Origin of the sequence: Pleomorphomonas sp. JP5, from assembly GCF_023721815.1 — a bacterium.
Lineage (GTDB): Bacteria > Pseudomonadota > Alphaproteobacteria > Rhizobiales > Pleomorphomonadaceae > Pleomorphomonas.
Genome location: NZ_JAMDLI010000008.1, coordinates 107,619 through 129,656 on the forward strand (window position 1 = coordinate 107,619; position 22,038 = coordinate 129,656).

Genomic DNA, 22,038 nt, shown 5'->3' on the forward strand with positions numbered 1-22,038 from the left:
TCTTCCCGCTGCGAGACGGTCAGGAGCGGGCCTTCGCAGGATCGGCGGCGTCGACAACACGGATGTTGACGCGCGGCGCGCCCTGCCACCAGTCGAGATCGACATGGCCGGCGATATGGACCGAGCCGCCCCGGTTGGCGGCCAGGAAATCGCCGAGCGGCTGCCCGACGGCGCGGAAGGCCATGGCCTTGACCCGAGTACCGGCCGAGGAGGCGAGCGTCAGGCGAAGGTGGTTGCGGCCGGCGGTGTCGAGATAAAGCAACCGATGCGAGGGAAAGACGAACAGCGGCTCGGGCTGGGCGGATCCGAAGGGGCCGACCCGCCCAATCGCTTCGATCAGCTCCGGTGTAGCGCCATCGGCGGTCAAGGCGGCGTCGACCTCCAGCGCTTCTGCGGCGCGCGCGATGGCCACGCCATCGGCCACAGCCGCCGACACGAAGGCCCGGAAGGCGTCGACCCCGTCGGCCGGGAGTGAAATGCCCGCCGCCATGGCATGCCCGCCGCCCTTGGTGATCAGACCTCGTTCGAGCGCAAGGCGCACCACGGCGCCAAGATCGATGCCGGCGATCGAGCGGCCCGAGCCGACCGCCCCTCCCTCTCCGTCCAGCGCGATGGCGAACGTCGGACAGCGGTAGCGTTCCTTGAGACGGGCGGCGACGAGGCCGACGATGCCGGGATGCCAGTCGGCAGAGGCCTCGACGATGACCGGCGGCGCGTCTCCGCCGAGCCGGGCGACGACCATCAGTTCGGCCGCGTCCAGAGCTTCCGCTTCCAGCGCCTGCCGCTCGCGATTGAGCCGATCGAGCTCGACGGCGATGCGGCCGGCCGCCACATGATCGTCGGAGGTCAGCAGACGCGCACCGAGACCGCTGTCGCCGATGCGGCCGCCGGCATTGATGCGTGGCCCCAGCATGAAGGCAAGATTGTAGGGCGTTGGCGGCCCGTTGAGCTTGACCACGTCGGCGAGCGCAGCAAGGCCACGGTTGCCGCGTGCTCTCAAAACGGACAGGCCCTTGACGACGAAGGCCCGGTTGAGGCCGATGAGCGGCACCACGTCGCAAATAGTGCCGAGCGCCACGAGATCGAGCAGCGCCAAGAGATCGGGGGGCGTCGTGCCCTGTCGGTCGAACCATCCCCGCCGCCTGAGCTCGCGATTGACGGCGACAAGCGTGACGAAGGTGACGCCGACGGCCGCAAGATGGCCGTGGCCGGAGAGGTCGTCCTGCCGGTTGGGATTGACCAGCGCCAGCGTCGGAGGCAGCTCGACGCCGGCCTGGTGGTGATCGAGGGCAACGACATCCAGCCCGAGCCGTCCTGCTTCCGCGAAGGCTTCGAAACTGGACGTGCCGCAGTCGAGCGTCACGAGCAGCGTAGCGCCACCGGCGGCCAACTCGCCAACGGCGCGCGGATTGGGACCGTAGCCATCGACGAGGCGGTCCGGAATGTAGATGGAGGGATCGAGCCCCTGGCTGCGCAGATAGCGGACGAAGACCGCGACCGACGTGGCGCCGTCGACGTCATAGTCGCCGAAGACGGCGACCTTCTCGCCCTTCTCGACGGCGTCGGCGATTCGACCGGCAGCGGGTTCCATATCGGTGAATAGCGATGGATCGGGTAGTAGCGTGCGAATCTGAGGATTGAGATAGGCGTCAGCCGCCTCGGCCGGCACGTCGCGGGCGGCGAGCAGCCGCGATACGACGTCCGGCAGCCCGACCTCCTGGGCGATCTGACGAGCGAGCGCGCTGCCGCGCGTGTCGAGCCGATCGCGCCAGGGGCGATCGGTCGCGGAACGGGTCACGCCGAGAACGGCGCGGCGACCGGCCGGGAGGGTCGGCGGAACGGATTCGGCAGGTGCGATCATCGCTTCTCAATAGAGCAAGCGGCACCGCCGCGCAAAGCCGCAGACTCGCGCGGCGGCGGATCTCTCAGGCGCTGCGATGTTCGGCAGCAATCATTGCTACCAGTTGGCCGAGCATCGGATGGTCTGGCCAAATCAGACCGAGCAGCTCGGTCGCAAAGCTCGATGGCGCGGCACCCGGAGCGGTCACCAAACCCGCATCGGTCACGGCGCGTGGCGATTCGACGTAGAGCGCTCCGTCGTAATCCGACACATTGTCGCGCAGGAAGCCGGCGGCGTTGCTGGTGTGACGGCGCTTGTTCAGAACGCCGGCACGAGCAGCGGCAAGCGTCGCTCCGCAAATCGCGCCAACCGGCTTGTCAGCCGCCAATGCCTCGCGGATGATGGCGCCGATATCCGGCGCATCGGCGGCTTCCCAACCGGACGATCCGATCACCGCCAACGCATCGAACTTCTCCGACGTCAGCGTTTCAAGGGGGGCATCCGGCGTAACGCTCAGGCCTCCCATCGACCGAACCACACGCCCACCGGGCGTGTAGTGATCGACCTGGGCACCGAGCCAGGCCCTGGCGGCCGCGGCGAACAACCCGTGCTCCCAATCGGCGAACTCGTCGATAAGCACGATGGCGATCCGTTTGGCTGTCATGGTCAGTCCTCTCAGTAAGTGATCAACGGCATTTTCGACTATGACGCGACAGTTTCGTGTCAGCAGCCCGGAAAGGTGAAGGACCTTCAAAAGAAAAGGCCCGGCGCGGGCCGGGCCTTTCCTCGTTTCCTGGTCGAAGCCTAAGGCGCTCAGGCGCCCTTGACGACGCTGCGGCCGGCGTACTTGGCCTGGCTGCCCAGCTCTTCCTCGATGCGGATGAGCTGGTTGTACTTGGCGATTCTGTCCGAACGGGCCAGCGAACCGGTCTTGATCTGACCGCAGTTGGTGGCAACCGCGAGATCGGCGATCGTCGAGTCTTCCGTCTCGCCCGAGCGGTGGCTCATGACGGCGGTGTAACCGGCCTTGTGGGCGGTCTCGACGGCGTCGAGGGTCTCGGACAGCGAGCCGATCTGGTTGACCTTGACCAGGATCGAGTTGGCCGTGCCGGCCTTGATGCCCTTGACCAGACGCTCGGTGTTGGTGACGAACAGGTCGTCGCCGACGAGCTGGCACTTGGAGCCGATCTTGTCGGTCAGCTTCTTCCAGCCGGCCCAGTCGTCCTCGGACATGCCGTCTTCGATGGTGATGATCGGGTAGTCGGACGCCAGCTTGGCGAGATACTCGACCTGCTCATCGATCGAGCGGACCTTGCCCTCGCCTTCGTAGTGATAGGCGCCGTCCTTGAAGAACTCGGTCGAGGCGCAGTCGAGACCGAGATAGACGTCCTTGCCAGCCTTGAAGCCGGCCTTCTCGATCGAGGCGACGATGAAGTCCAGAGCCTCAACAGCCGAGCCGAGGTTCGGAGCGAAACCGCCCTCGTCACCGACGTTGGTGTTGTGGCCGGCCTTCTTGAGGCCCGACTTCAGGGTGTGGAACACCTCGGTGCCGATGCGCACGGCGTCGGCGATGGAGTCGGCGCCGACCGGCAGGATCATGAACTCCTGGAAGTCGATCGGATTGTCGGCATGAACGCCGCCGTTGACGATGTTCATCATCGGAACCGGCAGGATGTGGGCGTTCGGGCCACCGACGTAGCGGTAGAGCGGCAGGCCGGCGGCCTCGGCAGCGGCCTTGGCGACGGCGAGCGACACGCCGAGGATGGCGTTGGCGCCGAGGCGGGCCTTGTTCGGGGTGCCGTCCAGCTCGATCATGGCCTTGTCGATGGCCAGGAGATCTTCGGCATCCATGCCGGCAACCGCCTTGTAGATCTCGTCGTTGACGGCGGCGACGGCCTTGGTGACGCCCTTGCCGAGATAGCGGGAACCGCCATCGCGCAGCTCGACGGCCTCATGGGCACCGGTGGAGGCGCCCGACGGAACCGCAGCGCGGCCGAAGGAGCCGTCTTCCAGGGTGACGTCGACTTCGACGGTGGGGTTGCCGCGGCTGTCGAAAATCTGGCGACCGACGATATCGATGATGGCTGTCATTGTGCGATGCACTCCCAGTTGGATTGGGGTCGAATTCCTCAGAGAACCCGAGCGTTCTATAGACCGTCAGTGTGACGCTGCAAAGATGCGAACTGGCACGGATGTCAAGATTGTAATTGGTTTAGGTGAACCGTTTGACGGCGGCTCGAATCGACTCTCCGGCCATGTCCAGAAGACCCTTTTCGGCGCTGGATTGGAAGAGATCGCTCGGTTTTTCAGGCGTCCGGGGCGCAAAAGGCGCTTGTTCGCTCCCCTCCTTGCCCGCGACTTTCCCGACAAAAGACGCGACTTTGGTCTTGTTGGCTGGAAAGTATCAGCCTCCCGCCCCGTCGTTTGGCCGTCTTTCGTCGACTTTCAGGCGAACTTACAATGAGTTGAAGGCGATATTTCTTGACCTCGAAATGCCCTCGGCCATGTTTGACACTTCACGCCCGTCACCGGGTTCATCGTCACGACAGTCGGAGAGCTTCATGACCAGTCATCGCGTCGTCGTCGTGGGAAGCGGGTTCGCCGGACTGCAACTCGTGCTCGATCTCAAGGGGGCGCCCGTCGACATCACGCTGATCGACCGGCGCAACCACCATCTGTTCCAGCCCCTGCTCTATCAGGTGGCCACCACGCTTCTGGCCACGTCGGAAATCGCCTGGCCGGTGCGGCGCCTGTTCAGAGATCGCCCGGAGGTGAAGACGATTCTGGGCCATGTCACCGGCGTCGATCGGCAGGAAAAGACCGTGCAGCTGAGGGACGGCAGCGCCATTGCCTACGACACGCTGGTGCTGGCCACCGGCGCCCGCCACGCCTATTTCGGCCACGACGAGTGGGAGGCCTTCGCGCCGGGGCTCAAGACGCTGGAGGACGCCACCACAATTCGCCGGCGCGTGCTTCTGGCCTTCGAGCGGGCCGAGCTGGAGACCAATCCTGAGAAGAGGCAGGCGCTGCTCACCTTCGCCATCATCGGTGGCGGTCCGACCGGCGTCGAGCTTGCAGGCATCATCGCCGAGCTGGCCCACCGTACGCTGGTCGACGAGTTCCGCTCGATCGATACGCGCAGCGCCCGCATCCTGCTGATCGAAGCGGGACCGCGCATCCTGCCGGTGTTCACGCCCGACATGTCCGACTACGGCGCGAAAGCCCTTGAGAAGCTCGGCGTCACCGTGCGAACCGGCGTGCCCGTAACCGACATTTCGGCGGATGGGGTGCGCATCGGCGAGGAGTTCGTGCCGGCAAGAACGGTGTTGTGGGCAGCCGGGGTGCAGGCGTCGCGCGCTGCCGAGTGGCTAGGTGTGCCTGCCGATCGGGCCGGGCGTACTGTCGTCGAGAGCGACCTTACCGTTCCCGGCGCACCCGACATCTTCGTGATCGGCGACACGGCATCGGTGACGACGACCGATGGCAAGCCGGTGCCGGGCGTGGCGCCGGCCGCCAAGCAGCAAGGCGCCCACGTGGCGAAGATCATTCGGAACCGCCTCGCCGGCAAGCCGGCGCCTGGCCCGTTCGTCTACCGCCATCAGGGCAACCTGGCGACCATCGGTCGCAGTGCCGCCGTGGTCGATTTCGGCCGGATCAAGCTGAAGGGCGCCATTGCCTGGTGGGTGTGGGGTATCGCCCACATCTACTTCCTGATCGGAACGCGCAGCCGCTTCGCCGTGGCCTGGAGCTGGCTGTGGATCTTCATGTCCGGCCAGCATTCGGCCCGTCTCATCACCCAGAAGGAAACGCTGAAAGACGAGAACGGCCGCTGAGGCAGTTGAGCCGACAGTCGCTCCACAATGCAAAAGGCGCCCCTTCCGGAGCGCCTTTTCCTCGTTCAACTCACTTCGAATGGCTCTCTCACTCGCCGGCGATCGCCCATTCCATGGGCTCGCGGCCCTCGCGCGTCTTCTTGATGCGCTCGGCGACCAGGAAGGCAAGCTCAAGCGCCTGATCGGCGTTGAGGCGCGGGTCGCAGTGGCTGTGGTAGCGATCCGAAAGCTGTTCACCGGAGATGGCAACGGCGCCACCGGTGCATTCGGTGACATCGCGCCCGGTCATCTCGATGTGGATGCCACCGGGATGGGTGCCCTCGGCGGCGTGCACGTCGAAGAACGCGCCAACTTCCTTCAGGATGCGGTCGAATGGCCGCGTCTTGTAGGAGTTGAGCGTGATGGTGTTGCCATGCATCGGATCGCAGGACCAGACCACGGAACGGCCTTCGCTCTGGACCGCCCGAATGAGACCGGGCAAATGATCTTCCACCTTGTCGGCGCCGTAGCGGGTGATCAGCGTCAGCCGGCCCGGCTCGTTGTCCGGATTCAGCGTATCGATCAGACGGATCAACTCGTCAGGCGCCAGTGAGGGGCCGCACTTCAGGCCGATCGGGTTCTTGATGCCGCGGCAGTATTCCATATGCGCATGGCCGGGCTGGCGCGTACGATCGCCGATCCAGATCATGTGGCCGGACGTGCCGTACCAGTCGCCCGTGGTGGAGTCGATGCGGGTCAACGCCTGCTCATAGCCGAGAAGCAGCGCCTCGTGGCTGGTGTAGAAGTCGGTCGTCCGCATCTCGGAGACAGTTTCGGGATGGATGCCGCAGGCCCGCATGAAAGCGAGGCTTTCGGTGATGCGATCGGCATATTCCTGGTAGCGCGACGACTGCGTTCCCTTGACGAAGCCAAGCGTCCACTTGTGGACGTTGTCGAGGTTGGCGTAGCCGCCACCGGCGAAGGCGCGCAGCAGATTCAGCGTCGCCGCCGACTGGCGATAGGCCATCTCCTGGCGCTGCGGATCGGGAATTCGCGCTTCCGGCGTGAACTCCATGCCGTTGATGATGTCGCCACGGTAGGACGGCAGCTCGACGCCTTCGATGGTTTCGGTCGACTTGGAACGCGGCTTGGCGAACTGGCCAGCGATGCGGCCAACCTTCACCACCGGCTGCGCGGCGCCGTAGGTCAGAACCACCGCCATCTGCAGGAAGACGCGGAAGAAGTCGCGGATGTTGTCGGCGCCATGCTCGGCGAAACTCTCGGCGCAATCGCCGCCCTGCAACAGGAAGGCTTCGCCTGCGGCCACCTTGGCGAGCGACTTCTTGAGCTTGCGGGCCTCACCGGCAAACACCAGCGGGGGATAGCTCGCGAGACGCGCCTCGACGGCGGCGAGCGCCGCCATGTCGGGATAATCGGGCACCTGCTCGATGGGCAGGGCACGCCAGGAATCGGGCTTCCAGGTGGAGGGCATGACGCGACTCTTCTTCTCGATGCGTCGCTCCGCGAAAACCGCCGCGGAGCAGTCCGGATTTGGCGCCTTTTACATGAGGCGCCGGTGAAGCACCACCACTAATGCGCGACGCGCAGCTGGGTGGTGCGGAAGGCGGTGGTCCGCTTCACCCTGTCCGACGCGAGGGTCGGATGCGGGCGATCACGAAGCCACAAATGCAAAAACCCCGCCTTTCGGCGGGGCTCGTTCTCGCGCTGGGCCTGTCAGTCAGACAGCTGCGGAACCGGCCACGCCGAAGAGGCATGCCACGCATAAAAGCCCATAAAGCCGTAGGAAGTCGGAACCGCGTTCCGCGAAAGCGGAGCGATCAAGGATGTCCGAATGTGCTGAACGCGCAACATGGATATCGTCCGACAAGGCGCTTCGGCAAAAGTTGCTGAAGCGAAGTTGGTGGACAAAAACCATCGCAGGCTGATGACGTCAAGCAAAATCGCGCCGAGTCCGACCAAGGGAGAGTCAGATCAGCGCCAGTTCCCGCAGCGCCCGGCGCATGCCCTCGGGAATATCGCCGTCGATTTCCGACTGCCGGATGTCGGCTGGGGCTTCCTTGTCGACGAGGTAACGCCAGCCCTGGAAGGCGCGACAAGGCTTGTACTCGGTGCGATGCAGTTCGGGATCAAGCACAATGCCGCACCGCTCGATGCCGTCGCCGCCTCGTATGGGACGCAGATCGAGGATGCGCTGGCGAACCTGAACGATTCCCTTGATCACCCAGTAAAGCGAGCCGCCGTCGAGGATTTCATCGACCCGCTTCGGGAACATGCGGGTGACATGGATGCGCTCATAGGCTTCGCCGCGAGCGGCGTGGATCAGCACTTCCTCGCGATACCACTGGTCGAGCTCCTCGACCGCCTCGACGCCGACGCAAAGCTTGATGATGTGAAGCGGCATTCCTGACTTCCAAAACGCGGTATCCGTTCCGCCTATCATGGTTCTCCGTCTCGGGCGAGACAAGTGATCGCGAGCAAGACGAACGCCCGAGAGCCTCCAGTATGCGGCAAGTCGTCGGACGCAGAGCCATCCCCAAGCATGCTGGGCCTTCCGTCGGTCGCGCCGCGGGAGGCGCCGGGTGCCTCCGTTGCGCCGGATATCGACCATTGGCGTAACCGGAAACCGCAAGGGATCGTCCGTTTCCACAGGGCGATTAACCGGCCTTTTGCAACACCTTAAAACCACTGATGTTTTTCATATCTCCACTCTTAATGCGGCAAGGAGGTAGCGTCATATTACGTATGGCAGTCCATGAAAGGCGAACTGCGTGACCGTGCCAGGAGGCCGACAATGAACATTGGAAGCGCCACCCAGAGCAGCCAGATCTCCACCGTCATGCGCCAAACCGCGAGCGCCGAGAGCAAACCGTATGAGCGGGAGCCGGACGGCGACCGCGACTCGCTCCTGAAAGTCCAGCCCGTAGCGTCCAAGACGCCACAGGCCGCCGTCGGCAAAGGCGTCGGCCTTCTGGTCGACATCAGCGTGTAGGCAGCGACAAGTCCGCACAAAAGGGGCCGGACCGAGCAAGCTCTACGAAAGCCGCCGCCGCCCTGCCGAAATAGCGCTCTCGGTGACGAAGGGCGTGAAAGCTGCGGCCCGGCAGCGGCGTCTCCACCTGTGCCAGCGTTCCGCCCGCCAGCGCGCCGCCAACGACCATGTGCGATAGAACCGTGACGCCTCCACCCGCTTCGACGGCGACGCGAACCGTCTCGTTCGACGGCAGTTCCAGCGCCACGTCGACATCGTCGGCCGACAGACCGTAATGAGCGAGGGCTTGTTCCAGCGCGACGCGGGTACCGGAGCCCTTCTCGCGCAGCACCCATCGTGCCGTCCGGAGGCGATCGCTCATGCTGCCGGCAGTGGCCAGCCAGGGATCGTCTGGGGCCGTCACCAGGACGAGTTCGTCCTCGAACAGTGTGTCCACGGCGAGGCTCGGCTCGTCCACCGGCCCCTCGACGAACCCGATGAGCGCGGCGCCGTCGCGCAACCGCCCGGCGACGAACTCGGTGTTGCCGAGCTCGAGCGTCACCCTGATTCCCGGATAGCTGACCCTGAACGTCTGGATGACGCGGGGCAGCCAGTAGGTGCCAATGGTCTGGCTGGCAGCGATCGCCAACTCGCCGCGCCGGAAATCGGCAAGATCGGACAGCACCGCTTCGCCATCGGTTGCGCGGATCAGGATCGCCCTCGCCTCTTCCAGGAACGTGCGGCCGGCGTCGGTCAACGCGATACGGCGACCGATGCGGTCGAACAGCTTGATCGCATAGCGGCCTTCCAGCGCGGTGATGGCCGCGCTGACGGCCGACTGCGTCAGATGAAGATCGTGCGCGGCCTGAGTGACGTGTTCGCGCTCGGCGACGGCAACGAAGATGCGAAGCTGTTCGAGGGTCATTGAGGGCCGCGTTCGGAAGGGTCAGGTCAGCCTTATCAAGATCAGGCTCAGGCTGGCAATGAAAACACTGGCGATGGCGCCGGTCAGGGCCGGCTTCAGGCCCTTTGCCTTCAGCTTGGCGACGCTGGTCTCGAGCCCCATGGCGGCAAGCGCCATGGTCAGCAGAAATGTGCTGACGACGCTGGTTTCCGCCTTCAGCGAGGAGGGGATGGCGACGACGCTGTTGACGGCAACGAGGGCGATGAAGCCAAGCACGAACAGCGGCAGGGGAGCTTTCGGCCGTTCCGAGCCAACTTCGCCGAGAGAGGGAAGGAACGCAGCCATCGCAAAGACCATCGGCGCCAGGGTCATGACCCTCGTCAGCTTGGCGACGGTGCCAAAATCGCCGGCCTCGCGGCCGATGGCAAACGTCGCCGCCACGACCTGGGCGATCTCGTGAATGGACGAACCGGCCCAGAGACCATAGTCCCGCGTGCTCAGCCCGATGACGCCCTGCAGCAGCGGATAGGCGAACATGGCAATGGAGCCGAACACGGTGACGCAGGCGACGGCGTAGGAGACATCCTCGTCATGGGCGTCGACGACGGAGTTCGCCGCGGCGACGGCCGATGCGCCACAGATCGACGTTCCCGCCGCGATCAGCCGTGTGAGACGCGGATCGGCCCCCAACAGCCGCCCAACCGCCAGCGTGAACAGGAAGGTGGAGGCAACGACGGCGAGAATGACGCCGACGCCCCTCAACCCTGTCTCCGCCACCTGCCCGAAGGTGAGTTGGACGCCGAGCAGAATGATGGCAAGCCGCAGCAGGCGGCGCATCGAAAAGCCGATACCCGCGGTCAGCGCCGAATGCGTGCCCACGGTGTTGCGGATCAGGATACCGAGCGCGATCGCGATGATCATCGGGCTAAAGTCATGGACGCCGGGTAGCATCCTCAGCCCGTAGGCAATGCCGGCGACCGCCGCGCAGGCGACGATGCCGGGCATTGCGCGGACAACGGCGCCTTGCTGGGTGAAGAAGGAAACGGGTTTCGATAACTCGGCCGATTGTTGAAACATTTTTCTCTTGCTCAGGCATCCATCGTTACGGACGTCCTATCGCGCAAGAGTTCATCGCAAACCAACGCATTGTCATGCACGAACCGTTCGTTTGAATCGAACGATTCACGCGAGGCGGATCGAGAGCGATACACTTTCCGACAGTTTGCGACCCTTTCGCCTGAATGTTCGGCCTCGAAGGGATCTAGGCTTGCCCCATCGAAGCAATCGGATCAGGGGGTAGCCATGAAAGGCTTTTTGGTAGGCGTCGCGGTCACGATCCTGGTCATCGCCGCATTCCCCTCGGTCGGCCGATGGGTCACGACGATGCCTTACAGGACAGCGGCGATGTTTGGCTACTCGGCGCCCTCGCCGGCATCCTGGCAAGGGCCGGGAAGAGGCGGCGGCCGGATGGGCGATGGCCGTGCACGCAACGTGCCCGCAGGCTATTGGGAGTAAGCCAACTCAGGTCGGCTGGTCCTCACGCTCAGTCTTGCTGCCGTGCCCAAGGATACCAAGATCGTCCTCGGCCTTGACGCGGGCCAGCCGCGCCTCCGCTTCGTCGGCCTCGCGCTGGCGCGCCCACATGGTGGCGTAGAGCCCGCCCTTGTCGATCAGTTCGGCATGCGAGCCACGCTCGGCGATCCGCCCCTTTTCCAGCACGATGATCTCGTCGGCGTTGACCACGGTCGACAGGCGATGGGCGATGACCATGGTCGTCCGTCCCTCGGCCACGCGATCGAGCTCGGCCTGGATCTCGCGCTCGGTGTTGGTGTCGAGTGCCGAGGTGGCCTCGTCGAGAATCAGGATCGGCGGGGATTTCAGAATGGTGCGGGCTATGGCGACGCGCTGCTTCTCTCCACCGGACAGCTTGAGGCCGCGCTCGCCGACCGGGGTATCATAGCCGCCCGGCAGTCCTTCGACGAAATGGGCGATGCGGGCCTGACGCGCCGCCTCGCGCACCTCCTCGGGGTCGGCGTCCGGACGACCATAGCGGATGTTGTAGAAGATGGTGTCGTTGAACAGCACGGTATCCTGAGGAACCATGCCGATGGCGGCGCGCAAGGACTCCTGCGTCACCTCACGAACGTCCTGGCCATCGATGGTGATCCGGCCGGCGGTGACATCGTAGAATCGGAACAGAAGGCGCGACAGGGTCGATTTGCCGGCTCCGGAGGGACCGACCACGGCCACCGTCTTTCCGGCCGGGATCTCGAAGCTGATACCCTTCAAGATCTGCCGATCGGGATCGTAGGCGAAGCGAACGTCTTCGAAACGAACCGCCCCGCCCCGCACGTCGAGCCGGGTGGCATTCGGTGCATCGACAATCTCGGCCGGCTCTTCCAGAAGGTCGAACATCTGCTCCAGGTCGGTCACGCCCTGACGGATCTCGCGATACATGAAGCCGATGAAGTTGAGCGGAATGCCGAGCTGCATCAAGAGGGTATTAAGCAGCACGAAGTCACCGAGCGACTGCGTTCCGGCCACGACTTCATGCGCCGACATCACCATGCAAAACGCGACACCAACGGTGAAGATCACCGCCTGCCCCATGTTGAGCCAGGACAGCGAGTACCAGGTTTCGTTGGCGGCCGCCTCGTAACGCTCCATGGCCACATCGAAACGGGCCGCCTCCATCTTCTCGTTGCCGAAATACTTCACCGTCTCGAAGTTCAGGAGGCTGTCGACCGACTTGGTATTGGCGTCGTTGTCGCTGTCGTTCATGCGGCGACGAATGGCGATTCGCTTGTCCGAGTAGCGAATGGAGAACCAGACGTAGAGCCAGATGGTGACCCCGATCACCAGCAGGTAGCTGAGGCCGAAGTTCAACACGATCACGATCGCCGACAGCCCGAACTCCAGCACCGTCGGCATGGCGTTGAGAATGGTGAAGCGAACGATGGACTCGATACCCTTGACGCCACGATCGATGACGCGGGTGAGACCGCCGGTGCGACGCTGCAGATGAAAACGCAGCGACAGGCGGTGCATGTGGGCGAAGGTCAGGTTGGCAAGACGACGGACAGCATACTGGCTGACGTTGGAGAACAGCGCGTCGCGCAGATTGTTGAAACCGTTCATCAATATGCGGCCGACGTTGTAGGCCACGACCATGGCTACCGGATAGGTGAGCCACATCAACGTCGGTTCGGGCACGTTCGCTTTCGGCGCCAGCGCATCGGTGGCGAAGGCGTAGAGATAGGGAACGAGAACGGTGATCACCTTGGCGAGCACGAGAGCCGCCATGGACAGAACGACCCGCATCCTGAGGTCGGCGCGCCCTTCAGGCCACATGTAGGGCCATAGCTGGAACAGGGTCGACAACAACGACTTGTCGCCGCTGATCTTGGCCTTGCCGTCGGCACGGGGATCGACTTCGCTCATGGTCCACCGGAAACGCGTTGTTCAAAAAACCGCCCGACGCGAACGCGCCGGGCGGCATGCCGTCACTGAGATAGTCTCTTTTTCCACCGCGTGCCATGGTCAGAGCGCGCGATGGCGGGATTGTTACTGACCGATCGGTCTCCAGGCGGCGTCGCTCTCCGGGATCACGAACACTTGGCCTGGATAGATCAGGTCGGGATTGCGGATCTGATCGGTGTTCGCCTGATAGATCGTCGAGTAGCGAATCCCGTTTCCGTACAAGCGCTTGGCAATCATCCAGAGATTATCGCCACGACGAATGATCAGGGTTGTCGGCTCCGCCGGCCTGGCTTCGCCAGCCGACCCGGCTCCTGCCTGGGCCGAGCCGACGCCTGAGGCCAACGTCGGGGCAGAAATGCCATCCTCGGCAATCTGGAAGGGCACCTCGGCACGAGCGATAACCGCGCCATTGGTCCCAATCTGGTCGATGCGAACGAGGTGCTGTCCGGGCGCAAGCTCGACTTTGCCCTGGTAAAGCCAACGCCCCTTCTCGGCCTTGGTGTCACCGAGCACCTTGTCGTCGACATAGAGCCTGATGACCGCGCCATTCGCGGCGGAGCCGGCGGCGTAGAAGCGATTGCCGTTCTCGAGTTCGACGGCGTCGATCGTGACGGCCGAAGCCGAGGTTGCCGCTGGCGCGGCCTCGGGAGCCGGAGCAGGCGCGGCGGCGGGCTCGGCGACAGGAGCAGTCGGCGCCGCCTCCGCAGGCTTTTCGGACGCCACCGCGGTGCTGTCGGCAGCGGGGGCCGCTGGCGTATCGGCCACAGGAGGTTCGGCCTGCGCTGTTGCGGTCGCAGGAGCTTCGGTCGAGGGTGTCACGCCGGGCGTCCCGGCCGCAGCCAGCATGTCGGCCGGCGGAGCGGGAATCTCGACCGTTGCCGGCTGGACATCCGGTGTCGCAGCGGGTTCGGTGGTAATGGGCTCGGCGGGCTGGGCGGTAGTTGCCGGCGTCGTCTCGTTTCCGGCCGTCGCCGTCGCCGTGGCGCTGGCCGATGTCGGAGGTTCGACGGCGGGTGTGGGCGCAGCGATCGGAGCTTCTGCGGCGGCGACTTGCTGGGTGTCGGAAGCCTCGGCGGGTTCGACACCGGCGTCGGCCAGCTTGGCCTGCGCTTCTTCGAGTCCAGGAACCTGAAGAACTGTGGACGGCGATCCAGGCTGGTTCAAGACCACCAACACGTCGCCATTGCCCCCCTCCGGCACGGAGACGGCCACCGACTGCTCGGAGGAGGCGACCTTGCCGTCCTTGCCGACCACGCGAACCGAAAGGTCGTGAGCGCCGGGCTTCAGCGGATCGGCGAGAACGATCGCCCAGGAGCCGGTATCGTTGGCCTTGCCGTTGGCGACGACATCCTTGCCCGAGAGAATCTCAACCTTGGCGTCCGGATCGCTTCGGCCGGCGATGACCGCATCGCCCGTGGGCTCGACGCGAACAAGGTCGAAAATCGGGACAACCGTTTCGGCGGGACTGGCAGCAGCGGCCGCCGGGGCATCGGACTTTGCGGGCGCGGGCGTTGCGACGACATCACTCGAGGCGACGGTCTCGGCCACGCTTGCAGGATGGCCGGCGAGCTGAATGTTGAGCTGACGTAGCACGCCATCAAGCGCGCCTGAAAACAGACCGGCCAGAAGAACGACGATTACGCCGACGGCGCCGATCAGAATAGTGCGAAGTTTCTTGTTCATCACCCGTCCACGCCCCCATCGGCCACGCCGACAAAAACAACCGCATCGACCAACCACCGAATGACACTCGCCGGTCGATCCACCTTCCAACGACAGTCACGACCGATGATCCACCGAGTCGCGACCAATCGAACACAATGAATTGAGTTACCATCAAGGCGACTCTTGTGCCTCAGCTGCGCCAATTCATGGCACGGAGGATTTTTTCATGCTTTATACTCATATGGTTAGGCTCACAAGTACGGCAGCCTACAGGTTTCCCAGGACCTGAGGGTACAACAGATTCCAGTGGAACCGATGCAAGAAAGCCGCACTTTTGGGCGCACCTTGTCGGCCCATCGACTGGGACTGGCTTCGTGACCTGATGGTGGTTCGCTGGGCGAAACCAGACGCTTGACGGCCGCGACGCAGCGGTGCGACAAGAAAGACATGACTGAAATCAAGAGTATCTGTGTGTTCTGCGGCTCGGCAAATGGTCGCAACCCTGCCTATGTGGCTGCCGCCGAGCGTCTGGGCGCCGACATGGCCGCGCACGGCATCCGCCTCGTCTATGGCGGCGGCAATGTCGGCCTGATGGGGGCGACCGCTCGCGCGGTGATGGCTGCCGGCGGCCAGGTGACCGGCATCATTCCGGAGTTTCTGGTGAGCCGCGAGCGAATGCTCGACGGTGTCGACGAGTTGCACGTCGTTCCCGACATGCATACCCGCAAGCGCATGATGTTCGAGGCGGCCGACGCCTTCGTGACGCTGCCCGGCGGCATCGGTACGCTGGAAGAAGTGGTCGAGCAACTCACCTGGGCGCAGCTCGGACAGCACAAGAAGCCGATCGTTCTCGCCGACATCGATGGTTTCTGGCAGCCGCTGGTCGGCCTGATCGACCACATGAACCGGCAAGCCTTCATCCGCGAGGGCTTCGATGTGCGGTATCATGTGGCACGGAGCGCCGTCGACATCCTGCCCACCGTGCTCGCGGCGGCCGGCTCAAACGGCGGGGTCGCCGGAGACGCCGAGACCATCGCCAAGATGTAGTCGTCTCAGGCGCCGGCGTGGCCGTTCTTCAGGAGCTTGTAGGTGATCGAGTCGTCGAGCGCCTCGAATGACGCCTCGACGATGTTCGCCGATACGCCTACCGTGGACCAGCGACGCCCCGTGGCGCGGTCGAGACTTTCGATCAACACGCGCGTCACGGCGCCCGTGCCGCCGTTGAGGATACGCACCTTGTAGTCGACCAGTTCCAGGGCCGCGATCTCGGTCTGGTACTTGCCGATGTCCTTGCGAAGCGCCTGATCGAGAGCATTGACGGGACCGTTGCCCTCGGCCACCGACATCAGGATCTCGTCGTCCACCTTCACCTTCACCACCGCTTCCGTGACGACCACCCGCTCGCCCATGGCGTTGATGCGGCTTTCCACCATGGTGCGATAGGAGATGACGTCATAGAAATGCGGCACGCCGCCGAGGTGACGCATGGCCAACAGCTCGAAGGAGGCGTCCGCTGCTTCGTAGGAATAGCCGCGCGCCTCGCGCTCCTTGAGCTCCGACAACAGTCCGGTCAGACGACGATCGTCCTTGGCGTAGACGATGCCGAGCCGGTCTAGCTCGGCGAACAGGTTGGATCGGCCGGCCTGATCGGAAACCAGCAGGCGGCGGCGATTGCCGACGCTATCGGGGCTGACGTGCTCGTAGGTGCGCGGATCCTTCAGGATCGCCGATGCATGGATACCGGCCTTGGTGGCGAAGGCCGACAGGCCGACATAGGGCGCATGCCGATTGGGAGCGCGGTTGATGATCTCGTCGAAGGCTCGCGACACCTGCGTCAGGGTCTTCAGCTGCTCCACGGTCACGCCCGTGTCGTAGCGATCGGCAAACTCGTCCTTCAGAACCAACGTCGGCAATATGGTGGTGAGATTGGCGTTGCCGCAGCGTTCGCCGATACCGTTCAGCGTCCCTTGCACCTGACGTGCTCCGGCACGGATGGCGGCCAGCGAGTTTGCCACCGCCTGCCCGGTGTCGTCGTGGGCGTGGATACCCAGGCGATCGCCGGGGACCTGCCCCGTGACGGCCGTGACGATTTCCATGACATCGTACGGCATGGAACCGCCGTTGGTGTCGCACAACACCACCCAGCGGGCGCCGGCCTCGAAGGCCGTCCGGGCACAGGCAAGAGCGTAATCGGGATTGGCCTTGTAGCCGTCGAAGAAATGCTCGCAGTCGACGATAGCCTCGCGGCCCGCCTTGACGGCAGCCTCGACCGACTGGCGGATACAGTCGAGGTTGTCCTCAAGCGTCGTCTTCAGCGCGACGTCGACGTGATAGTCCCAGGACTTGGCGACGAATGTCACCGCGTCGACCGGCGCGGCGAGCAGCGCGGCCACGCCAGGGTCGTTAGAGAGCGACACACCCGGGCGCTTGGTCATGCCGAAGGCGGCAAAGCGCGCCTTCGTCACCCGCTTTTCGGCGAAAAAGGCATCGTCGGTCGGGTTGGCGCCGGGATAGCCGCCCTCAATGTAGGAAAGGCCCAGCTCCTCGATAAGGCGCGCGACGATGATCTTCTCCTCGACCGAGAAGTCGATGCCCGAGGTCTGGGCTCCGTCACGCAGCGTCGTATCGTAAAGATAAAGGCGGGCCTTGTCCGTCATGGTCGCGCACTCATTTGATAATCGGCGAGCGAGGTCCGCTCGCCTTGGGCTCGGTTCAACTCACTCGGCGAAGCGATCGGTCGCCGAAATCAGTTCATGCAGCAGGCCCGGCTCGACAAGCGAGTGCCCTGCCCCTTCGACGATGCGAAGGTCGGCTTCAGGCCACGCCTTGTGGAGATCCCAAGCATTCTGCAGCGGGGTACACATGTCATACCGCCCATGGACGATGACACCCGGAATCCCCTTCAGCTTGCCGGCGTCCTCGAACAGCTGGCCGGGACGCATCCACCCCTCGTGGACGAAGTAGTGGTTCTCGATGCGAGCGAAAGCCAGGGCAAACTCGTCGTCGACGAAGCCGGAGGTGACGTCGTCATTGGGGAAGAGCGTCAGCGTCGAGCCTTCCCAGAGCGACCAGGTGCGGGCGGCGGCGAGCTGCGTCGCCCGATCCTCGGACACCAGCCGGCGACGATAGGCGGCGATCAGGTCGTGCCGCTCGTCTTCCGGGATATGCTCACGGAATGGCTCGAACTTCTCCGGGTGGATCAGCGAAGCGCCATACTGGTAAAACCACCGAAGCTCGAAGTCGCGCAGCCCGAAGATACCGCGCAGCACAAGCTCGGTGACGCGCTCGGGATGCGTCTCGGCATAGGCGAGCGCCAGCGTCGAGCCCCAGGACCCGCCGAACACCTGCCACTTGTCGACGCCGATCATCTTCCTGAGACGTTCGATATCCTCGACAAGATGCCAGGTCGTGTTGGCCTCCAGCGAGGCATGCGGCGTCGACCGGCCACAGCCGCGCTGATCGAACAGGATGACGTCGTACTTGGACGGATCGAAACAGCGCCGCTGGTTGGGCGAACAGCCGCCGCCGGGACCACCGTGCAGGAAAACGGCCGGCTTACCGCCCTTGCGGCCGACGCGTTCCCAATAGACCTTGTGACCGTCGCCCACGTCGAGCATGCCGGTCTCAAAGGGTTCGATCTCAGGGTAGTAGCTGCGCAGTTCGGTCATCGTTCAGGCTTTCGGCAACGGCCAGACGGCGGTGTCGTGGTCGGGATGCTGGTTGGAAATCACGTCGTTCAAAAACTCTGCCCCCTCGAAGCCTTCGTCGGTCCGGACACGCTTCAGAGACGGCAGGCTCGCAGTGAAGGGCAGTTCGGCCTCGACACCATACTGGACGGTCGGCGGCAGCGCTGCCGGATCGTCGAGCGCGCCGGCGGCGATCGACGGTTCGAAACCGTCCGCCTCGTAGGTGAGCGGCGTGCCGCAGTCGGCGCAGAAGGCGCGCAAGACGTGGTTGGACGAGCGGTAGATCTTCCGCTCCCCGCGCGTCCAGGTCACCCCGCCGGATTCGAAGGCAACGAAGGGCGCGAAGTAGTTGCCGACAGCCTTCTGGCACATGCGGCAATGACAGATCGACACGGACGAGACTTTGCCGGCATCGCAGGAAAAGCGGATGGCGCCACACTGGCAGCCGCCGGTCAGAATGGTCATGGCGTTTCCCCTTGGTGCTTGAGGACGTCTACCTCTTGACGTCCCAACTGGTTTCTATCTCGCCGGTATCCTTGTTCTTCGTGTCCTTCAGGACCACGCCCATCGCGGCGAGCTCGTCGCGAATGCGGTCGCTTTCGGCGAAATTCTTCGCCTTGCGCGCATCGAGGCGGGCGGCGATCAGCGCCTTCACCGTGGCTTCGCTGACCCCACCCTTTGCTAGTACTGCGTCCGTCTTCTGTTTCTTCTGCTCTCTGAAAAGGGCTTGAAGCTGTTGAGCATTAGCTATGGCGAGTTGAACCTCTTCTGACCGATCAAAAACAGGCTGCACTGTCTTCCCTAGCAGTCCAACAAGGCGCATCGACCGGGCGAGCCCTCTCCGTGCTTCTTCGTCTCCATCTGCCCTGGATGCCAGGGAGTGCAGATTAGCCATCACAAGCGGCGTATTCAGATCGTCACAGAGCGCATCGATTACCTCGACCGGAGGGGCCTCCCAAAACTCCGCCAAATGCAGCGCCTGGATCTTCTCGTGCCACTCGTCGAGCGTCTTCCAACCGTCTTCCAGACCCTTGATCGTGAAGTCGATCGGCTGGCGGTAGTGCGTCTTCAGCATGTTGAAGCGCAGGACCTCGCCCGGCCAGTCGTCCAGCAGCTCGCGGATCGTGAAGAAGTTGCCGAGCGACTTCGACATCTTCTCGCCCTCGACCTGCAGGAAGCCGTTGTGCATGAAGATGTTGGCCATCACATCCTTGTGGAAGGCGCAGCGCGATTGGGCCACTTCGTTCTCGTGATGGGGGAACACGAGATCGACGCCACCGCCATGGATGTCGAAGGTTTCGCCAAGGTGCTTCCAGCTCATGGCCGAGCACTCGATGTGCCAGCCTGGCCTCCCCCTTCCCCACGGGCTGTCCCAGCCGGGCTCGTCGTCCGACGACGGTTTCCACAGCACGAAGTCCATCGGATCGCGCTTGTAGGGCGCCACTTCGACGCGGGCGCCTGCCATCATGTCATCGAGCGAACGGCGCGCGAGCTTGCCGTAGTCGGCCATGGCCGGCACGTGGAACAGCGCATGCCCCTCGGCGACATAGGCGAAGCCACCTGAAATCAGCCGCTCGATGATGGCGATCATCTCGGCGATATGTTCGGTGGCGCGCGGCGTCACCGTCGGCTTGAGGCAGCCGAGGTCGGTCACGTCCTGTTCAAACTGGGCGTAGGTCTTCTCGGTCAGGTCGCGGATCGCAGCGACCGGCGCCACGCCCGGATAGTCGCGGGCAGCGCGCGCGTTGATCTTGTCGTCGACGTCGGTGATGTTGCGCACGTAAGTGACGTGCGCCTCGCCGTAGAGGTGACGCAGCAGACGGAAGAGCACGTCGAAGACGATCACCGGCCGGGCATTGCCGATGTGGGCGAAGTCGTAGACGGTCGGGCCGCAGACGTACATGCGAACGTTGCCGGCATCGATCGGAACGAAGTCGTCCTTGCCACGCGTCAGCGTGTTGTAGAGCCTGATTGCCAAAAGCCCGTCTCCCCTTGCCATCAAACGCGATAATACGTCACCACCGGGCCGGCCGGGGGAAGCCATCATCCGTTCTGGTCTTCGGAAAGATCGTGACGGGGACGTCCGCGGCCGGCGTGAAGCTCAGCCACAAATAATGCAAGCGGTAATGGTGATGCGCGCGTCCCGGAACATGGCCGTCGATATGCCGCGAAACGCGGTTCGTCGTCAAGGGAAGCGGTAAAAAAACGGCGTCGGCACCTCGACGATAGCGATGCGCCGACCCCCCTGTCTACTTCAGCCAGTCGCCGCACTTCAGCGCCGGGGTGTCGCCCCAGGGCATGATCGGCACGCTGGAGGTCGAGTTCTTGGGGCTACCCTCGATCAGCTTGTCCGAATAGACGATATAGACGAGGACGTTGCGCTTGGCGTCGCAGCCCCGGACGATCTGCATCTTCTTGAAGAACAGCGAACGGCGCTGCTTGTACATGTCGTCGCCCTGCTCGAACTTCTCCTTGAAGCTGATCGGGCCGACCTGCCGGCAGGCGAGCGAGATGTCGGAGGTTTCCTCGGCGAGACCGAACATGCCTTCGACGCCGCCTTTCTCCGGCAGCGTGAAGTGGCAGGCGACGCCCTCCACCAGGGGGTCGTCGATGGCGTAGACGGCGAGCTTGTGGTCGGGCGTCAGGAAATGCCAGACCGTCGACCGCTTGAAGATCAGGTCGGGTTCGTCGGACGCCGCCGATGCGACCGTGGGAACGACAGCGGCGAGACCCAGGGCGACAATCCCCAAGAACGACTTCACGACATCACGCATTTTCATGGCATCCCGGCTATCGGCGGCCCGGTTGGGCTCCAACCGTCATGCCGACATATAAGCGCCCGTTGCGAGCGGCCAAGACCTTCAGTGAAAGACATCCTTGCCGAGCGCGGCCTTGGCAGCGGCCCGGAGTGTGTTTCCCAGCACGACATATCCGGCTGTCGAGAAATGGAGATTGTCGTCGGCATAGTTGCCGCAGGACAGCCGTTGCGCCGCAGCATTGGCTTGCCTCGACTTGTCGTACTGCCCGCAAGTGAAGGCGTCGTCGTCGATCGCAACGGCGTGCACGTTGGGCAAGCGGTCGGCGAGCGTTGCAATAGCCCGGTTCACCTCAAGCCGCCGGTCGTCGAGGGCATGGAAATCGGCGCCGCGCGGCGGAATGGTCAGCACGAAGACAGGCGTCTTTGGCCAGATGACCTGAAGCCGCTCGACAATCGTCTCGATGCCGGTCGCCACCGCGCAGGCGGGCGTACCGGCGGCAAGATCGTTGGTTCCGATCAAGAGCGCGGCCGCCAAGGGACGAAGCGATGAAAGGTCGGTGCTCTCCAGACGCCACAGAACGTTCGGCGCCCGGTCGCCACCCACTGCGAAGTCGTAGATCGAGCTCGATGGAAAAGCGGCCGGCAGATCGCTGCGCCACCCCGCGAACAGCGAGTCGCCAATCAACACGATGTCGGCCCACTCCGGACGAGCCGCCTCTACCTTCAAGGTTTCCTTGAGGCTCGGGTAGATCAAGGTACGCTGCGGCGTCACGGTGAGGTCGATGGCGAGCGGATCGCACGTCGGTTCGCCGGCGCGAGCCTCAGCCAATGCCAAAAGGCAGAGGATGGCGGACAGGCCAACCCACCACCTCGTCGCGCTTCTGCCAGGGTTTTGCATGCAACG

General features: G+C 64.0%; 18 protein-coding genes. 3 read left to right on the forward strand and 15 right to left on the reverse strand.

The features are described from left to right. Positions 1-19: 19 nt before the first annotated feature. The 3 genes from recJ to eno form a co-directional block, all read right to left on the reverse strand. Positions 20-1,861, reverse strand: coding sequence for a single-stranded-DNA-specific exonuclease RecJ (recJ, locus tag M4J40_RS11745; protein ID WP_251754350.1), 1,842 nt, complete (start codon positions 1,859-1,861; stop codon positions 20-22). Positions 1,862-1,925: 64 nt separating this feature from the next. After that, on the reverse strand, positions 1,926-2,504 hold the full coding sequence (locus M4J40_RS11750; protein ID WP_251754351.1) for a DJ-1/PfpI family protein: 579 nt from the start codon (positions 2,502-2,504) through the stop codon (positions 1,926-1,928). A gap of 149 nt (positions 2,505-2,653) precedes the next feature. Then, a complete protein-coding gene (gene eno, locus M4J40_RS11755; protein ID WP_251754352.1) occupies positions 2,654-3,931 on the reverse strand; it encodes a phosphopyruvate hydratase in 1,278 nt (425 codons plus the stop codon). A 470-nt stretch (positions 3,932-4,401) separates the two neighbouring features. Here eno and M4J40_RS11760 point away from each other — a divergent pair, with 470 nt between their 5' ends. Then, positions 4,402-5,673: an NAD(P)/FAD-dependent oxidoreductase gene (locus M4J40_RS11760; RefSeq protein ID WP_251754353.1), complete on the forward strand. Its 1,272-nt coding sequence runs from the start codon at positions 4,402-4,404 to the stop codon at positions 5,671-5,673. 88 nt (positions 5,674-5,761) lie between these two features. Here M4J40_RS11760 and M4J40_RS11765 read toward each other — a convergent pair whose 3' ends face one another. Together M4J40_RS11765 and M4J40_RS11770 are read right to left on the reverse strand one after the other, a co-directional pair. Then, a complete protein-coding gene (locus tag M4J40_RS11765) occupies positions 5,762-7,144 on the reverse strand; it encodes a class II 3-deoxy-7-phosphoheptulonate synthase (protein WP_251754354.1) in 1,383 nt (460 codons plus the stop codon). 495 nt (positions 7,145-7,639) lie between these two features. After that, positions 7,640-8,074 carry a DUF1489 family protein gene (locus M4J40_RS11770; protein ID WP_251754355.1) on the reverse strand — a complete coding sequence of 145 codons (435 nt, stop codon included), beginning with the start codon at positions 8,072-8,074 and terminating at the stop codon, positions 7,640-7,642. 390 nt (positions 8,075-8,464) lie between these two features. On the opposite strand from M4J40_RS11770, the gene M4J40_RS11775 reads away from it, so the two are divergent. Further along, positions 8,465-8,662 (forward strand): hypothetical protein, encoded by a 198-nt coding sequence (locus tag M4J40_RS11775; protein WP_251754356.1) that lies wholly within the window; start codon positions 8,465-8,467, stop codon positions 8,660-8,662. On the opposite strand, the gene M4J40_RS11780 is transcribed toward M4J40_RS11775, so the two are convergent. From M4J40_RS11780 to M4J40_RS11795, 4 genes are all read right to left on the reverse strand, one after another. Continuing rightward, positions 8,652-9,566 (reverse strand): LysR substrate-binding domain-containing protein, encoded by a 915-nt coding sequence (locus M4J40_RS11780; protein ID WP_251754357.1) that lies wholly within the window; start codon positions 9,564-9,566, stop codon positions 8,652-8,654. The two genes, M4J40_RS11775 and M4J40_RS11780, sit on opposite strands and share 11 nt — an antisense overlap. Positions 9,567-9,587: 21 nt before the next feature. Beyond that, the gene (locus tag M4J40_RS11785) at positions 9,588-10,622 is read right to left on the reverse strand and encodes a putative sulfate exporter family transporter (protein WP_311134119.1); all 1,035 of its coding nucleotides are present in this window, start codon (positions 10,620-10,622) and stop codon (positions 9,588-9,590) included. 444 nt (positions 10,623-11,066) lie between these two features. Then, positions 11,067-12,986, reverse strand: coding sequence for an ABC transporter ATP-binding protein/permease (locus tag M4J40_RS11790; RefSeq protein WP_251754358.1), 1,920 nt, complete (start codon positions 12,984-12,986; stop codon positions 11,067-11,069). 123 nt (positions 12,987-13,109) lie between these two features. Further along, positions 13,110-14,708 (reverse strand): LysM peptidoglycan-binding domain-containing protein, encoded by a 1,599-nt coding sequence (locus M4J40_RS11795; RefSeq protein ID WP_251754359.1) that lies wholly within the window; start codon positions 14,706-14,708, stop codon positions 13,110-13,112. 429 nt (positions 14,709-15,137) lie between these two features. Here M4J40_RS11795 and M4J40_RS11800 point away from each other — a divergent pair, with 429 nt between their 5' ends. After that, positions 15,138-15,737, forward strand: a complete 600-nt coding sequence (locus M4J40_RS11800; RefSeq protein ID WP_251754360.1) for a TIGR00730 family Rossman fold protein — start codon at positions 15,138-15,140, stop codon at positions 15,735-15,737. A 5-nt stretch (positions 15,738-15,742) separates the two neighbouring features. Here M4J40_RS11800 and cimA read toward each other — a convergent pair whose 3' ends face one another. From cimA to M4J40_RS11830, 6 genes are all read right to left on the reverse strand, one after another. Beyond that, positions 15,743-17,347, reverse strand: a complete 1,605-nt coding sequence (gene cimA / locus M4J40_RS11805) for a citramalate synthase (protein ID WP_251754361.1) — start codon at positions 17,345-17,347, stop codon at positions 15,743-15,745. Positions 17,348-17,407: 60 nt separating this feature from the next. Beyond that, positions 17,408-18,358: a prolyl aminopeptidase gene (gene pip / locus M4J40_RS11810; protein ID WP_251754362.1), complete on the reverse strand. Its 951-nt coding sequence runs from the start codon at positions 18,356-18,358 to the stop codon at positions 17,408-17,410. 3 nt (positions 18,359-18,361) lie between these two features. Then, a complete protein-coding gene (locus tag M4J40_RS11815; protein WP_251754363.1) occupies positions 18,362-18,841 on the reverse strand; it encodes a GFA family protein in 480 nt (159 codons plus the stop codon). Between the two features lie 28 nt (positions 18,842-18,869). Further along, positions 18,870-20,354 carry a cysteine--tRNA ligase gene (gene cysS, locus M4J40_RS11820; RefSeq protein WP_251754364.1) on the reverse strand — a complete coding sequence of 495 codons (1,485 nt, stop codon included), beginning with the start codon at positions 20,352-20,354 and terminating at the stop codon, positions 18,870-18,872. Between the two features lie 271 nt (positions 20,355-20,625). Beyond that, entirely contained in the window at positions 20,626-21,150 is a 525-nt protein-coding gene (locus M4J40_RS11825) for a CreA family protein (protein ID WP_251754365.1), read from the reverse strand. 87 nt (positions 21,151-21,237) lie between these two features. Further along, positions 21,238-22,032 carry a GDSL-type esterase/lipase family protein gene (locus tag M4J40_RS11830; RefSeq protein ID WP_251754366.1) on the reverse strand — a complete coding sequence of 265 codons (795 nt, stop codon included), beginning with the start codon at positions 22,030-22,032 and terminating at the stop codon, positions 21,238-21,240. Between the last annotated feature and the right edge of the window lie 6 nt (positions 22,033-22,038).

Bases quoted from the DNA above. Each gene is read 5' to 3' on its own strand.
- M4J40_RS11780 (WP_251754357.1), bottom strand. From the start codon at position 9,566: ATGACCCTCGAACAGCTTCGCATCTTCGTTGCCGTCGCCGAGCGCGAA.
- M4J40_RS11815 (WP_251754363.1), bottom strand. From the start codon at position 18,841: ATGACCATTCTGACCGGCGGCTGCCAGTGTGGCGCCATCCGCTTTTCC.
- M4J40_RS11785 (WP_311134119.1), bottom strand. From the start codon at position 10,622: ATGTTTCAACAATCGGCCGAGTTATCGAAACCCGTTTCCTTCTTCACC.
- pip (WP_251754362.1), bottom strand. From the start codon at position 18,358: ATGACCGAACTGCGCAGCTACTACCCTGAGATCGAACCCTTTGAGACC.
- M4J40_RS11765 (WP_251754354.1), bottom strand. From the start codon at position 7,144: ATGCCCTCCACCTGGAAGCCCGATTCCTGGCGTGCCCTGCCCATCGAG.
- M4J40_RS11795 (WP_251754359.1), bottom strand. From the start codon at position 14,708: ATGAACAAGAAACTTCGCACTATTCTGATCGGCGCCGTCGGCGTAATC.
- recJ (WP_251754350.1), bottom strand. From the start codon at position 1,861: ATGATCGCACCTGCCGAATCCGTTCCGCCGACCCTCCCGGCCGGTCGC.
- eno (WP_251754352.1), bottom strand. From the start codon at position 3,931: ATGACAGCCATCATCGATATCGTCGGTCGCCAGATTTTCGACAGCCGC.
- M4J40_RS11790 (WP_251754358.1), bottom strand. From the start codon at position 12,986: ATGAGCGAAGTCGATCCCCGTGCCGACGGCAAGGCCAAGATCAGCGGC.
- M4J40_RS11825 (WP_251754365.1), bottom strand. From the start codon at position 21,150: ATGCGTGATGTCGTGAAGTCGTTCTTGGGGATTGTCGCCCTGGGTCTC.
- M4J40_RS11760 (WP_251754353.1), top strand. From the start codon at position 4,402: ATGACCAGTCATCGCGTCGTCGTCGTGGGAAGCGGGTTCGCCGGACTG.
- M4J40_RS11775 (WP_251754356.1), top strand. From the start codon at position 8,465: ATGAACATTGGAAGCGCCACCCAGAGCAGCCAGATCTCCACCGTCATG.
- M4J40_RS11770 (WP_251754355.1), bottom strand. From the start codon at position 8,074: ATGCCGCTTCACATCATCAAGCTTTGCGTCGGCGTCGAGGCGGTCGAG.
- M4J40_RS11830 (WP_251754366.1), bottom strand. From the start codon at position 22,032: ATGCAAAACCCTGGCAGAAGCGCGACGAGGTGGTGGGTTGGCCTGTCC.
- cimA (WP_251754361.1), bottom strand. From the start codon at position 17,347: ATGACGGACAAGGCCCGCCTTTATCTTTACGATACGACGCTGCGTGAC.
- M4J40_RS11750 (WP_251754351.1), bottom strand. From the start codon at position 2,504: ATGACAGCCAAACGGATCGCCATCGTGCTTATCGACGAGTTCGCCGAT.
- M4J40_RS11800 (WP_251754360.1), top strand. From the start codon at position 15,138: ATGACTGAAATCAAGAGTATCTGTGTGTTCTGCGGCTCGGCAAATGGT.